Source organism: Rhodococcus sp. P4_F5 (assembly GCF_056401315.1).
Map to the genome: position 1 here is coordinate 137,429 of NZ_JBFUJP010000001.1, position 13,425 is coordinate 150,853.

14 protein-coding genes are annotated in these 13,425 nt (G+C 71.5%); 5 read left to right on the top strand and 9 right to left on the bottom strand.

Features of this window, described 5'->3' with window-relative positions; genetic code table 11:
• Positions 1-6 precede the first annotated feature (6 nt).
• Positions 7-528, bottom strand: a complete 522-nt coding sequence (locus AC1DU4_RS00700; protein ID WP_477837062.1) for a nucleoside deaminase — start codon at positions 526-528, stop codon at positions 7-9.
• A gap of 220 nt (positions 529-748) precedes the next feature.
• Here AC1DU4_RS00700 and sepH point away from each other — a divergent pair, with 220 nt between their 5' ends.
• From sepH to AC1DU4_RS00715, 3 genes are all read left to right on the top strand, one after another.
• Positions 749-1,642: a septation protein SepH gene (gene sepH / locus AC1DU4_RS00705; protein ID WP_477837063.1), complete on the top strand. Its 894-nt coding sequence runs from the start codon at positions 749-751 to the stop codon at positions 1,640-1,642.
• A 95-nt stretch (positions 1,643-1,737) separates the two neighbouring features.
• A complete protein-coding gene (locus AC1DU4_RS00710) occupies positions 1,738-2,001 on the top strand; it encodes a hypothetical protein (protein WP_477837065.1) in 264 nt (87 codons plus the stop codon).
• Between the two features lie 203 nt (positions 2,002-2,204).
• Complete coding sequence (locus AC1DU4_RS00715) at positions 2,205-2,951, top strand: DUF6928 family protein (RefSeq protein WP_477837066.1); 747 nt, start codon at positions 2,205-2,207, stop codon at positions 2,949-2,951.
• Here AC1DU4_RS00715 and AC1DU4_RS00720 read toward each other — a convergent pair.
• The 4 genes from AC1DU4_RS00720 to AC1DU4_RS00735 are packed head-to-tail and all read right to left on the bottom strand — an operon-like array spanning position 2,931 to position 5,959.
• Positions 2,931-3,206, bottom strand: a complete 276-nt coding sequence (locus AC1DU4_RS00720; RefSeq protein WP_477837068.1) for a DUF2537 domain-containing protein — start codon at positions 3,204-3,206, stop codon at positions 2,931-2,933. The two genes, AC1DU4_RS00715 and AC1DU4_RS00720, sit on opposite strands and share 21 nt — an antisense overlap.
• On the bottom strand, positions 3,203-4,009 hold the full coding sequence (locus AC1DU4_RS00725) for a TrmH family RNA methyltransferase (protein WP_477837069.1): 807 nt from the start codon (positions 4,007-4,009) through the stop codon (positions 3,203-3,205). Before AC1DU4_RS00725 ends, AC1DU4_RS00720 begins: the two co-directional genes overlap by 4 nt.
• Before the next feature lie 31 nt (positions 4,010-4,040).
• Positions 4,041-4,472: a MarR family winged helix-turn-helix transcriptional regulator gene (locus AC1DU4_RS00730; RefSeq protein ID WP_477837071.1), complete on the bottom strand. Its 432-nt coding sequence runs from the start codon at positions 4,470-4,472 to the stop codon at positions 4,041-4,043.
• Positions 4,473-4,504: 32 nt separating this feature from the next.
• Positions 4,505-5,959, bottom strand: coding sequence for an NCS2 family permease (locus tag AC1DU4_RS00735; RefSeq protein ID WP_477837073.1), 1,455 nt, complete (start codon positions 5,957-5,959; stop codon positions 4,505-4,507).
• A gap of 79 nt (positions 5,960-6,038) precedes the next feature.
• On the opposite strand from AC1DU4_RS00735, the gene AC1DU4_RS00740 reads away from it, so the two are divergent.
• The gene (locus AC1DU4_RS00740; protein WP_072842965.1) at positions 6,039-6,287 is read left to right on the top strand and encodes a DUF2530 domain-containing protein; all 249 of its coding nucleotides are present in this window, start codon (positions 6,039-6,041) and stop codon (positions 6,285-6,287) included.
• Between the two features lie 29 nt (positions 6,288-6,316).
• On the opposite strand, the gene AC1DU4_RS00745 is transcribed toward AC1DU4_RS00740, so the two are convergent.
• The 3 genes from AC1DU4_RS00745 to AC1DU4_RS00755 all read right to left on the bottom strand — a co-directional run bounded on the left by AC1DU4_RS00745 (position 6,317) and on the right by AC1DU4_RS00755 (position 9,883).
• Positions 6,317-8,320, bottom strand: a complete 2,004-nt coding sequence (locus AC1DU4_RS00745) for a YhgE/Pip family protein (protein WP_477837074.1) — start codon at positions 8,318-8,320, stop codon at positions 6,317-6,319.
• A 79-nt stretch (positions 8,321-8,399) separates the two neighbouring features.
• A complete protein-coding gene (locus AC1DU4_RS00750) occupies positions 8,400-8,963 on the bottom strand; it encodes a phosphatase PAP2 family protein (protein ID WP_477837075.1) in 564 nt (187 codons plus the stop codon).
• 44 nt (positions 8,964-9,007) lie between these two features.
• Positions 9,008-9,883: a hypothetical protein gene (locus AC1DU4_RS00755; RefSeq protein ID WP_477837076.1), complete on the bottom strand. Its 876-nt coding sequence runs from the start codon at positions 9,881-9,883 to the stop codon at positions 9,008-9,010.
• Positions 9,884-10,078: 195 nt separating this feature from the next.
• Between AC1DU4_RS00755 and AC1DU4_RS00760 the strand changes: the two genes are divergently transcribed.
• Positions 10,079-10,645: a DUF732 domain-containing protein gene (locus AC1DU4_RS00760; protein ID WP_477837077.1), complete on the top strand. Its 567-nt coding sequence runs from the start codon at positions 10,079-10,081 to the stop codon at positions 10,643-10,645.
• 52 nt (positions 10,646-10,697) lie between these two features.
• Here AC1DU4_RS00760 and AC1DU4_RS00765 read toward each other — a convergent pair whose 3' ends face one another.
• Positions 10,698-13,424: a sacsin N-terminal ATP-binding-like domain-containing protein gene (locus AC1DU4_RS00765; protein WP_477837078.1), complete on the bottom strand. Its 2,727-nt coding sequence runs from the start codon at positions 13,422-13,424 to the stop codon at positions 10,698-10,700.
• Position 13,425 lies beyond the last annotated feature (1 nt).

Genomic DNA, 13,425 nt, shown 5'->3' on the forward strand with positions numbered 1-13,425 from the left:
ATTCTGTCAGGGCTCCCCCACCGCCTCCGCAGGCAACGTCTGGTTCTCCGCCACGAACCGATGGAAGGGCGCGAGCGCCTCGTCCCCGAGATGCGGACCGCTGACCACCGTCCCCTCGTTCGCCGACGCGATCACCTCCGCGCAGCCCAGCGTGAACCGCGGTCCGCCGCTGAGGATTCCGCCGAACTGTGCGGCCGCGGCACCGAACACCACCCGGCGCACCCCCGCCCACACCATGGCCGCCGCACACATCGGACAGGGCTCTCCGCTCGCGTAGACCGTGGCCCCGACGAGTTGGCCGGCATTGCCCTCGCCGCATGCGGTGGTGACGGCGTCGAGTTCGGCGTGCTCGGTGACGTCGCCCGACGTGGTCACGGAATTGGCGCCCTCGGCCACCACCGTGCCGTCCGCGCCCACGACCACCGCGCCGAAGGGGCGGTTCCCGGCATCGCCCGTCTCGACCGCCAGCTCGATCGCCCGCCTCAGGTGTGCCCGGTCGACCCTGTCAATGCTGCCTCGATCCGACATCTCGACGATCCTCCTCAGTTCGCCTCGACCGCTGTCGCCTCACCCGAAACGCCCGTCGGATCCATTCTCGCGGACCGGGTGCGAGTTGGGAACCAGAGAGAGTAGCGCGCCGCAAATCAAAGACCACCGCCGGATGTGGCGTGTCATCCCGTCCCACCGATCACGGGTCGGTTACAGTCCCTCCGCGGAGTATCGCGAGTGGTGCGATGAGGAGGTCATGGTGCGAGAGCTTCGAGTGATCGGACTCGAGCCCGGGGGCACGCATGTCGTGTGCGCCGACACCGAGAGCGGCGAACGCTTCCGCCTCCCCGCCGACGACAAGCTGCGTGCGGCCGCGCGCGGCGACATCGCGCGGTTCGGACAGATAGAGATCGAGACCGAGAGCCAGCTGCGCCCCAAGGACATCCAGGCCCGGATCCGCGCGGGCGCGACCATCGAGCAGGTGGCCGCCGAGGCCGGCGTCTCCATGAAGAAGGTCGAGCGCTTCGCCCACCCCGTCCTCCTCGAACGTGCACTGGCCGCCCAGAAGGCACAGGGCGGTCACCCCGTCCGCGAGAACGGCCCGGCTCTGCAGACGCTCGAGGAAATCGTCTCGCTGGCCTTCCGGGCCCGCGGCCACAACCTCGAGGACGCGGACTGGGACGCCTGGCGAGGCGAGGACGGACACTGGGTCGCCCAGCTGCAGTGGCAGGCCGGACGCACCACCAATGCCGCGCACTGGCACTTCCAGTACGACGCGCACGGCGGCACGGTCGTCGCCCTGGACGCGGCCGCGACCGACCTGCTCGACCCCGACTTCGGGCGGCCGCTGCGCGGACTGGCGCCGGTGACCGAGATCGCCCGCGACGACGAGTTCGACTCGTTCGACGCATTCGACGACCCGGACGACTTCGACGAGGCAGAAGCCGGCGCCGACGTCGGCCCCGCGGCCGAACCGACCGACGACCAGCCCCTCGGCGACGAACCGAGCTCACCCGCCGCCGAGACCTCGGTGCCGGAACCGCTGCCCAAGGTGGCGCCGCAGCACCAGAGCGGACGGGACAAGAAGGGCCGACCGGCGCTGCCGTCCTGGGACGACGTACTGCTCGGAATCAGGAGCAGCGGCCGCGGCTGACAGTCCCGCGTCCAGGCCGGCTACCGGGTGACCGCCCCGCGCCGGAACTGCTCAGGACCTGGTTCATCGCGCGGAACCTGCACGACACCGAGGCCATGGCCCGGATGCAGACCGTCGACCGGTTCATGTCCGCCATGCCCGGCTACCCGGCCCGGTTCTTCCATCAGGTCTGTTCGCAGCTGATCCTCGGAAATTCCTTGGCCACAGGGGAATTGCGGATCGGTGGGCGCGCCGTCGGGCTGTCGGGGGTGTCCGTCCCGGTGCTCGCGGTCGGCAGCACCACCGACGTCATCGCACCGGCCGCCTCGGCACGGGCGATCACCACCGCGGCGACCGGCGCGCCGAGCGTCCGCTTTTAGACCACCACCGGAAGTCACCTCGGGCTGATCGCAGGACCCGACGCAGCCGCCACCACCTGGGCATACCTCGACGATTTTCTCGCGGAACCGGCTCTCGTCGGCTGACCGGCCGGGAAGATGCTGCGCGCCCCGGTGCGCCACCGCGCTTATCCGCACCGAGGTCGTACCCTGCTAGGAAAGGGACTGAGAGGCAGGTACCGGACGTGGGGGCGAAAGCATCAACCATCTGGTATGTCGACGCCCCAGACCCGGCAAACGTGCTACGCGAGAACCCGGAGCCCGACGCGGACGCGGCCCGCGCCCTGGTCGGCGCGCTGTTTCCCGAGATGAACGTCTTCCCGCTCGGATCCGGCACGCTGGCCGACTCGACCGGCGTGGCACCGGGCGAGGTGTACGTGGGCAGCTATCCCGGCCTGACCGTGGTGTGCGGCACCAACCTCAACCTCCGCAAACCTTCCACGATCGACGAAACCTGGACTCGGCCACTGGCTTCCGAGCAGACCTACCTGGTGTGCACCGACCCCGGCGCCGCGTGGGGCTCGTTCGCCTACTGGGAACGCGGGGAGCTGCGGCGCTCGTTCAGCGCCACCCCGGTCGAGATCCACGAGAACCTCGGCCTGCCGCTGCTCTGGGAGCGGCCGTTCTGGGCGGGCGAGCACCCGCTGCCGTTCCCGCCGGGGGTGTTCCCCGACCCGCAGTCACTCCCGTTCCACCCCAGCGAGTTCGCAGAGGCGGCCAACGCGGAGTGGCTCGGCTACCGGTACACCCCGCCGGTCCGCGACGGAGAACTCGATCCGGCCACCGTCGGGCTGTGCGGGTTCGCCGTCTACCGGGACGGCGAGGAACCGCCCGTAGTGCTGGCCAGCACCCGCGCCGCCGGGCCCGGGCCACTGTCCCGAGGACTGCGGCGCTGGTTCGGCCGCCGCGACTCAGCGGGCGCCGAGCGCTAACGCCAACCAGCCGGCCGCCACGCCGGCCACCGTGCCGTACACCAGCCAACGCCACACCGGTGTGGCGCGCCACTGCCACAGGGTCGGCGCGACCCCCGCGGCGACCACCAGGTTGACCACCACTGCCAGCAGCGGGTGCACCTCGATCATCGCCGCGCCGCACGCGATCACCGCGACCACGGCGACCACCGCCGCGAAGCCCGCGACCACCAGGCCCGTCCCCCACGGCGTCCCGGATCCCACGGGGTCGGTCACCCCTGGGTCCTCACCCGTTCGTAGAACGCCATCGCGGCCGCCGTCGCCACGTTCAGCGAATCGGTTCCGGGCGCCATCGGGATGCGAGCCCGGACGTCGGTGTTGCGCATCGCGTACTCGGACAGGCCCGGCCCCTCGGCGCCGAGCAGCAGCGCCACCCGCTCGCCGGTCATGGCCTCCGCCAGCGTCACGGCCGCCGGATTCGGGGTAAGTGAAATGATCTGAAAACCCTTGTCCCGCAGCCTCTGAAGGCCCCTCGGCCATTCCGGGACCCGGGCGAACGGCACCCGCAGCACGTGGCCCATCGACACCCGCACCGAGCGCCGGTACAGCGGGTCTGCGCAGCGATCCCCGAACAGCACCGCGTCCACGCCGAGGCCGGCGGCGTTGCGGAACATCGACCCGATGTTCTCGTGGTCGTTGACGCCCTCGAGAACCGCGACGGTGCGGGCACCGGCCAGCACCTCGTCGAGGTCGAGTTCGGTCGGACGATGCGCGGCGGCGAGCACGCCGCGGTTGAGGTGGAAGCCGACCACCTCCGCCATCACCTCTGCCGAGGTCCGGTAAAAGGGCACGTCGACACCCTCGAGGTCCGCGGACAGCTCGCCGAGTCGCCGGTCCACCCCCAGCAGGCTGATCGGGGGGAAGCGCGACGAGAGCAACCGCTGCGCGACAAGGACCCCCTCGGCGATCACCAGGCCCTTGCCCTCCGGCAGGTCCGGACGCCGGTCCGAGGAGTTGAGGTCGCGGAAGTCGTCCAGCCTGGGATCGGCCGGGTCGTCGATGTCGATAACGTGAACCACTCGGACCATCTTGCCGCACGCCGGCCGAGCGCTACTCCGTGGTGTTGACCATGCCGCCGATGATGTCGACGGACCGCCGGAGCAGGTCCCGCTGTTCCGGGTCCAGCGCCGCCAGTCGATCCGTCATCCACTTCTCCCGKGCGCTGGTCTCGTCGGCGAGCAGCGCGCGGCCCGCGTCGGTGAGCGAGACGATGATCTGGCGGCCGTCGGTCGGGTGCGGCGCCCGCACCACCAGTCCGGCCTCGGCGAGCGAGGCGATCACCCGCGTCATCGACGGCGGCTGCACCCGTTCCCGCGCCGCCAGTCCACCGGGTGTCATCGGGCCGTGCTCGTACAGGCTCGACATCGCGGAGAGCTGAGTCAACGAAACCTGGGAGTCAGAGCGCCGACCGCGCAGATGGCGGGCGAGTCGTACGACCGCCAGGGACAAGTCACCGGCGAGGGCCCGAGTATCCATGGTCACCTTCGGAGGATACGGCACCTTGTGACACAGGTTCAGGTAATTGCCTCAGTGATGGGGCCCACCGCAAAATAGGCCACGAACAGGGCCGCAACCATCCACAACAACGGGTGAATCTGCTTGGCCCGACCGCTCGAAGCGCCGATCACGACCCACGCGATGAAGCCGACACCGATGCCGTTCGCGATCGAGTACGTGAAGGGCATGACGACCATCGTGAGGAACGCCGGCAGGGCCACCTGGAACTTGCTGAAGTCGATGTCGCGGACCTGGCCGATCATCATCGCGCCGACCACCACCAGCGCGGGCGCGGCGGCCTCGATCGGCACCACCTCGTACAGCGGGGTCAGGAACATCGCGGCGAGGAACAGCAGGCCGGTGACCACGTTGGCCAGGCCGGTGCGGGCGCCCTCGGCGATGCCCGACGCCGACTCCACGAACACCGTGTTGGACGACGCGGACGCGCCGCCGCCCACGATCGCGCCCGCGCCCTCCACGACGAAGGCCTTGCCGATACCCGGCAGGTTGCCGTGCTCGTCGGCGAGCCCGGCCTCCTTGCCGAGGCCGGTCATCGTGCCCATGGCGTCGAAGAAGTTGGCCAGCACCAGGGTGAAGACCAGGAGGCTGGCGGCCAGGACACCGATCCGGGTGAAGGCGCCGAACAGGTTGACGTCGCCGACCAGGCTGAGGTCCGGAAGCTGCGCGAGCACGTCGGGCATGGCGGGCACGCTGAGGTTCCAGCCGCTGGGGTTCACACCCTTGGAGGGGCCGACCTGCCAGATCGCCTCGACGATCGCGGCCAGCACCGTGGTGACCACGATGCCGATGAGCAGGCCGCCACGAACCTTGCGCGCCACCAGGATTCCCATCAGCAGCACACCGAACGCGAAGATGACCGTCGGCCACGACGAGATGGAGCCGCCGATGCCCAGGCCCACCGGAACCGAGGTGCCCGCCTCGTCGGGGATCCGGCGCACGAAGCCGGCGTCGACGAAGCCGATGAACGCGATGAACATGCCGATGCCCGCGACGATCGCGGACTTGAGCTCGTCGGGCACCGCGTTGAACACGGCGGTCCGGAAGCCCGAGATCGCCAGCACCACAATGATGATGCCGTCGATCACCACCAGGCCCATGGCCTCCGGCCAGGTGACCTGGGGGGCGATCGTCACGGCCAGCAGGGCGTTGATGCCCAGGCCCGCCGCGATGCCGAACGGATAGTTCGCGATGATGCCGAACGCGATGCTCATCACGCCGGCCACCAGGGCGGTGACCGCCGCGACCTGCGAGATCGGCAGGATGTTCCCGAGCACGTCCGTCTTGGCTGCCGCGTCGTCGGCGGAGAAGCTGCCGAGGATCAGCGGATTGAGGACCACGATGTAGGCCATCGCCACGAAGGTGACGAGGCCGCCACGGACCTCGTTGCTGACCGTGGAACCGCGTTCCGTGATCTTGAAGTAGTTGTCGAGGAGCCTCGAGGTCCCAGCCATGTCGTCCCTGTCTCAATCGCCGAAGATGCGCATCGCACCTGGGAGGTTAAGGCACCACCAGGCAGGTAGCGTTATTTCGGTGACCGCCAAACGCAACGATCCGCTCGTCCCGACCCGGCTCACCGACCCCCGGCCGGTGGTCGCGATCGGCGTCCTCGCGTGGTTCGTCGCAACTGCGACAGTGTTACTCGCCGGCGAACCGTGGCGCGAGGCCCTGCCGATCTGCTACGCGGGCCTCGCCGTCGGTGTGCTCGGTTTCACGTTGTTCCTGGCCCAGCGCGCGGCCGCGCGGCGCGGCAGCAAAGTCGCGCAGCGCGGCCTGGGCTAGGTGTAGTTCCCGGTCCGGCCGGCCGGCGATCAGCGCACCGGGACCGGGTGCAGCACCTCGGTGTCGCCGTCCCGCCCGTCCGTGTCACCGATGTAGACGTCGTCGGGATTCTCGTCGCCGTGGTTCTCGTCGCCGTGGTTCTCGTCGCCGTGGTTCTCGTCGCCGTGGTTCTCGTCGGCAGGGGCGACCTCGGCCGCCCGCTGCCGGCGACGCCACCAGACGGTCACGGCGACGGAGGCGACCACGATTCCGGCCAGTACCGCGATCGACAGCCAGAACCGCGGGCCGTCGTACCCGATGAGGACCATCCGCAGGGCGTTGCGTGCGTAGGTCAGCGGCATCAGGTCGTGCAGCAGGCGGATCGGGGCGGGCATCTGCTCGATCGGGTACACGCCGCCGAACGCGAAGATCTGGATCATCAGGGCGCCCAGCGCGATGAACGTGCCGTTGACCGCCCCGAACACCACGGTGAACACCCGGCCCAGCGCGACCCCGGCCGCACCGATCAGGATCATCACGGCGACCATCGCCAGCACGCTCGGCGGCTCCGCCTTCGCGACCGTCAACGTGACCACCGAGAGCAGCAGGGCCGCGACGAGGGTGATCGCGGCGGGCGCGCGGTACCGGCGCAGTCCGCCCCGCACCACACCCTCGTCCGGGTCCTCGTCGTCCCGTCGACCGCCTCGCGGCCGCAGCACGAACCACGTCAGGATCCCGCAGAGGAACAGCAGCACCGACATCACCACGGGCACGGCGCCGGGACCGAAGCCCGCCGCCACGTTCAGGTTGCGCTCGCTGACCGCCACCGGCGACGAGAGCAGGCCGGCCGTGGACTCCCGCTCCGCCTCCGTGAAGTGCGGGACCTGCTTGGCGCCGTCCGCCAGACCGGTCGCCAGTTCGTTGCTGCCGGCGTCGAGCTGGCCGACGCCGTCCTTGAGCTGACCGAGACCGGCGCTGAGCTCGGTGCCGCCCGCGTCGAGCTGGCCGAGACCGGTGTTGAGTTCGTTGGCGCCGGCGTCGAGCTCGTGCGCGCCCGCCGCCAGTTCACCGAGGCCCGAGTTCAGTTCCGCCGCGCCGGAGGCCGCCGAGGCGATACCGCCGCGGTACTCGGCGGTCGGGTCGGACAGCTCGTGGGCCAGCTGCCGGGCGCCGTCGCGCAGCTGCTGCAGCTGACCGGCGACGTCCTCCTCGCCGGTGGGCAGGCCCGCGGCGACCGCGGCCTCGAGCAACGGCGTGACCACCGTGTCGATGACCTCGCTGATCTGCGTCGCCCCGGCGCCGAGCTGGTCGGTGCCGTCCTCCAGCTGCGACAGGCCGGCGGCGAGTTCGCCGGACCCCGCCTTGGCCTCGTCCGCGCCGGCGGCCAACTGGCCGGTGCCGGAGGCCAGCTCGCCGCTGCCCGCGTAGGCCTCGTGCAGGCCCGCGGAGAGCTCGACACTGCCGTCGGAGAGCTGGGTGACGCCGTCCAGGGCCTCGCCCGTGCCGTCCGAGAGCAGACGCGCACCTGCGGCCGCCTCGTCGAGACCCTTGCCCACGTCGCCGAGTCCGACGAGAACCTGGTCGACGGACTGCTCGCCGATGCTCTCCGAGACCGCCGAGCGCACCTGCGCCATGACGCTCTCCCCGACCGGGCCGGCCACCAGGCTGTTGTGGTCGTTGTAGACCACGTCGAGCGTCGCCTTGCTGCCGTTACCGCTGGCCGCGCTGGCGATGTTCTTGCTGAAGTCCTCCGGGATCACCACGGAGAAGTAGTAGCGGCCGTCCTCGACCCCCGCCTTGGCCTCGTCGAGGGTGACCTCCTGCCAGTTCACGTCGCCGCCGTCGAGCAGCGCCGTCGCCACCTCGGTGCCCGCGTCCAGGCGGGTGCCGTCCAGGTCCGCGCCCGCGTCGCTGTTCACGATGGCGACCGGCATCTGGGAAACGGTGTCGCCCGGATCCCACAGCGCCCACATGTAGAAGCCCATCAGCGCCAGCGGCGCGATGACCAATACGGCCAGGGCCGTCCGGATCAGATGCGTCCGACGTGGCGACACACCAGACTCGACGGCTGTGGATCCTGGCTCCATGTGGGGGCCCTTTCCCTCAATCCTGCTGGACACGCGTCCAAGTTGGTCAGGATAGAGAAGTCTGGCCCACCTGTTGCCGTTTTCGCTCGAACCAGACAGCACCCCAGATCCACAGGGCCGCCCAGGCCGCCCCGAAGAGCCAGCCCGCGAGGACGTCGGTGAGCCAGTGCGCGCCCAGGTACACGCGCGAGAGCCCGATCAGCAGTGTCCAGCACGCGAGCAGCGCGAACACCCACGGCGCGCGCCACCGGGGCGCGGCCAGGCGCACGATCACCGCGGCGACCACGCAGACCAGGATCGCGGACATCATCGCGTGCCCGGAGGGGAACGAATGCGTTGCCTCGTCGACCAGCCGCTCCGGGAACGGCGGCCTGGCCCGCCCGAACATCAGCTTGAGCCCGGACATCACGAACAGCCCGGTGAGCATCGCGCCGGCCACCATGACCGCCTCGACCCGGTGCCGGCGCACCACCAGCGCGATCGTGATCGCGGCGGCGATGGCCCAGGAGGCGGCGGTGCCGCCGAGATTGGTGATCACCGTGACGACGTCGGTGAGCCAGGGCGTCCGCACCTCCAGCATCCAGTCGAGCACGTTCCGGTCGATGTTCATGTCACGATCATCGTCGCCGCCACGAACACCGACCGAACCGGGCGTCAGCTGCCCGAGCTGCCCGAACTCCCCGAACTGCCGGCACTGCCAGAGCCGCCCGGCTCCTCCGGCGACGGCGTCGCGACGAGGTCGCCCGGCGCGTACATGTACGCGGTCGCCTGCACCGCCAGCGAGGTGCCCGTGGTCGCCGGCGTCTTGGCACGCCAGTTCACGATCGGGTTGAGCGCACCGAACGGCCCGCACCCGGTGGCGCCGGGCAGCGCGAAGTCCTTCGCCGCCGTGTGCACGTTGGTGACCTGCAGCGTGCCCTCCGGGTAGTCCGGCCCGCCGACCACGTTGTACACGGGGTCGAGGGCCCCACCTCGCACTCCACGGAGCTCGAATGTCACCGGGCTCTCGGCGGATCCGAGGTAGCAGTTGTCGCCGAGGAATGCGTTGTTGAGCTTCATCCGGACCGGCATGTCGATGTTGAAGTCGAAGATCTCGTCGTGCATGACCGGCACCGCGACCGCCTGGACCTCCGCGGTCACCGCGGCGAGGCCGAAGAGGTTGTCGAACGGCAGGTCCACGCCCAGCACGCCTCCCGGCACCGTCATGGGCTTGGCGTAGACGCCGAAGTTCTCGGTGTCGGTGCTCGTGAAGGTGGAGCCGTCGGCCGGGAAGCCGACGCTGAGCACCATGTCGCCCTCCTTGACGGGCAGCTGGAATCCGTTGTTGTCGAAGGTTCCGCCGTTGATGGCGACGCCGACACAGGCGCCCTGCGGGTCGCCCTCGGTGTCGCAGTGCTCGGCGCCGGGGATGTTGTCGAGCGTCGTGGCCGCCGCGGTCGGCGCGGTCATCACCGCGGTCGCGCCCAGCGCGAGGCCGACGACCGCACGTCGGGACCAACGATGTCGGCGGCTGAGTGTTCGGTTGGCCATAGGTCCTCCTGAAATGGTCCAGCCCGGCCTCAGAATCGACCGAGCCGATCAGAGTGCTTGTGCCCGCATCACATTGGGTGATAACTGTGAATAGATATCACAGACATAGTCACCAAAAGGGATATTTGGGAATACTAGTTTCGATAGGCAACGATGCCCCCGGGGACACGCTGGAGCTGTGCCACACTTCGCGCCATGACACTTTGGCGAACGATCTCCGTGTCCGCAGCCGTGGTTGCGTGCTGTGCCCTCACGGCGTGCGGCGGGGAGTCGACCGGCACCGGCGACACCACCACCAGCAGCGCAGCGGCGCCCGGCACCAGCAGCCAGGTCAGCTCGGTGACAGAGGCGCCCGCCGTCGAGCCGGCGCCGATCGCCGCGCCCGTTCCCGCCGGCCCCGAGGCTCCGCCGATGCCGTCAGCGGAGGTCCCGGCCCCCGCGCCGGCCGCGCCGGAACCCGTTGCGGTCGTGGCAGACCCGGTCGACGCCCGGTCACCGGAGCAGGTGGTCGCCGAGTCCGGCGACCAGGGGCAGCGCTATCTCGGCGCCCTGCGCGCAGCCGGGATCCCACCGGCAGGCATGGACGCGCAGGAGATCCTCTACGCCCAGGGCCTGTGCCGGGCGCGCGCCGAGGGCGCCTCCCGCGCCGAGCTGCTGCGCGAGTTCGACGCCGTCGGCCAGGCGTACTCGAAGTTCACCCCGCTCTCCCCAGGACAGGTCGCCGAGGCGTACGTCGTCACCGCGGAGCAGCACTACTGCTGATCCGAGCCGGTCGGCAGCTGCCGGGACTCGGCCCGAAAGGCAACCGCCGCCGCTACTGCCTGCTGTCCCAGTGCGCTGTGCCCTGCTCGTCGACCCACCGGGGCACCGCAACGTCGGCCTCGACCGCGCCGCTGAGCCGGACGGTGAGACCCTCGTGCACCACCACCGTGCCCTCGGGCAGCTCCCGACCGGAGGCCACGTGCGCCAGCACGGCGCCGGGCTCCCGGTCCCAGGTGCTGACGCGGCCCGCGCCGAGCACCTCGGCGTGCACCGCCTCGGAGGCGAGCGGTAGGTCCAGCAGTTCGGCCAGCGCGGCGGCGCCGGCGAGGTCGCCGACCACCAGCCGGTCGGCGGGGATCGCGGCCGCGAACCAGGGCCGGTCCAGCACCACCGCCGCGGCCGGATCGACGGCTGCGCCGGACATTGCCCGGACCCGCGCGGGCGGCGAGAGTTCGTCCAGGTCCAGGGTCCCGGCCGCGGTCGCCGCGGCAAGCAGCCGGTGCGCCCGCACCACCACGGCCGGGCCGGGCGCCCGCTCCGGGTCGGCCAGCCGGTCGATCAGCAGTTCGGCCGTCGCCACCGAGTCCACCCGGTCGGCGGCCAGCGCACCGGTGAGCGCGGCGACGTCCGGGTGGTCGAGCACGTCCAGCAATCCCTCGTAGGTGCGGTTGTCGGGCGCGCGCAGCGAGCCGAGCCGCACTCCCCCGACCCGGGCGTGACGGCGCAGCCACCAGGCCGTGTACCCGTCCCGGTCCGCCAGCAGCACCCGGGTGTCCGGCTCCGCGGCCAGCAGGCTCAGCGCGGTGGGCCACGCCGCCTCGTCCACCAGGTCCAGGTCGCGCACCGCGACCAGCTCCTCCGGGTCCTCGGGGAGCGTGGCCCACCACGACCCCTCGTCGTCGAGGTCCTGTTCGGGTCCGGTCGGCAACTCCGTGCGCAGCACCGAGAATCCCCAGCCGACACCGACCGCCCGCAGCGCGTCCGCGCCGTGGCGCTCCACCACGTCCGCGGCGACCACCCCGAACGGTGCGTCCCCGGCGAGCACGGCGGCCAGCGGGGCGCCGGGCAGCAGCATCTCGTCCGCACCTCGCAGGTCGCCGTCCGAGTCCGGCAGCAGCAACTGCCCGAGCCACCCAGGCAGCTCGCCGCGGCCGGCCGCGGCCGCCGCCAGCGACAGCACCGTGTCCGCGAGTTCCGTTGCCGCCGGCACGTCGTCGAAGTCCGTGTCCTGGATCTCCGCACGCAGCGCCGGATCGGCCAGGATCTCGAACACGCCCGCCGAGCCCGCTCCCAGCCGGGCCAGCAGCGGATCGGCGGCCGCCGGGTGCACCAGCCGGATCCAGTCGACGCCGCCCAGGTCGGACCCGAGGTCGTGGCCGAGGACGACGGTCCGCGGGCCCGTCACCGTGCGCCCGTCGGCGAGCGGCACGGGGATCGCCGCCAGCTCCTCGACGGCGACGGTGTCCACGACGAGGGGATCGAGCGCCGCGTACAGCCTTCCCCACCAGTCGGGTTCGCGGTGCAGCCCGGAGAGCAGCTCGGCCAGCCGAGCCAGCCCGATCCGGTGCGCGCCCACCGCGGACAGCGCCGGCGCGCCGGCGGCGGCGGACAGTTCCGGGACGACCAGTCCGGGGACGGCGTCGCCGAGCAACTCGGCCAGCTCCGCGCTCAGCCCGGGCAGCACCGTCGCGGACGTCGGCGTCAGCTGGTCCCCCGCGACGCCGGGCAGCCACGGCCGGGTGGTCAGCTCACGCAGCACCGACTCGCGCAGCATCGCGTCCACCTCGCCGCGCGCGAAACCGGGCACCGGGACCATCGCCAGCCGTTGCGAAACGGGAAGCGCCGCAACGAAATCCGCATAGCCGTCGGCCAGGTGCGCGAGCGCGGCGCCGGGCATCAGCCGGCGCCGGTCCGGCTGCAGCGCCGTCTGGGCGATCAGGATCGCGGGCAGCGACAGCTCCTCGTCGGAGCGGGTCGGGGCGCGCAGCACGTCCTCGCCGACCGGGCGGACGCGACCGCCGGTGACCGGCACCAGCCAGCGCGCGGCCGCGGTTTCGAACTGCCACCAGCAGCGCTCGCCGACGGTCACCTCGACCAGCCCGCCGTCGAGGACACGCTCGGCGCGTGCGAACTCGTGTCCGTCGACCTGAATCGACTGCAGCGCAGGCAGTTCCAGCAGCAGGTCGGCGGCCTCGCCGGCCAGCCGCTGCACCAGCGCGGCGCCGTCGACGCCAGGGCGCAGCGCCAGCACCACCTCGGTGTCGTAGCCGTCTGCCGGCTCGGCCGCGGTCGGCCACGGCAGGCGCAGCACCGGCACGCCGGCGGCCGGCGCCTCGAGACCCGCCACGGCCAGTTCGGCGCGGGTACGGGCGGCGGAGAACAGCACCGACCCGGTGGTCGAGCGCAGCTCGATCTCCTCGCTCACGGCAAGGACCGCGGTGAAGCCGACGCCGAACCGGCCGACGCCGGCGGCCGGGTCGGTCTTGCCCGACACACGCAACGCCGAGAGCGCCTGCAGGCCCGTCGGATCCAGTGCGGTGCCGACATTCGCAACCCGCAGCATCATGCCGTCGAGCTTGACCCGCAGCCGACCGGGCACCCCGGCCCGGGCCGCGGCGTCGGCGGCGTTCTGCGCGAGTTCGGTCAGCAGCCGGTCGCGGTACCCCGCATGGACCAGGTCGGCCTCGGTGGTCGCGTCCTCGCGGAGCCTGGTCGGCGAGGACGTCCACGCCAACAGCGTGGACTCCCTCAGCGCGTTCGCGCCGAGGGGGTCGGCCACC

Bases quoted from the DNA above. Each gene is read 5' to 3' on its own strand.
- AC1DU4_RS00700 (WP_477837062.1), bottom strand. From the start codon at position 528: ATGTCGGATCGAGGCAGCATTGACAGGGTCGACCGGGCACACCTGAGG.
- AC1DU4_RS00710 (WP_477837065.1), top strand. From the start codon at position 1,738: ATGGCCCGGATGCAGACCGTCGACCGGTTCATGTCCGCCATGCCCGGC.
- AC1DU4_RS00735 (WP_477837073.1), bottom strand. From the start codon at position 5,959: ATGGCTGGGACCTCGAGGCTCCTCGACAACTACTTCAAGATCACGGAA.
- AC1DU4_RS00750 (WP_477837075.1), bottom strand. From the start codon at position 8,963: ATGAACATCGACCGGAACGTGCTCGACTGGATGCTGGAGGTGCGGACG.
- AC1DU4_RS00755 (WP_477837076.1), bottom strand. From the start codon at position 9,883: ATGGCCAACCGAACACTCAGCCGCCGACATCGTTGGTCCCGACGTGCG.
- AC1DU4_RS00760 (WP_477837077.1), top strand. From the start codon at position 10,079: ATGACACTTTGGCGAACGATCTCCGTGTCCGCAGCCGTGGTTGCGTGC.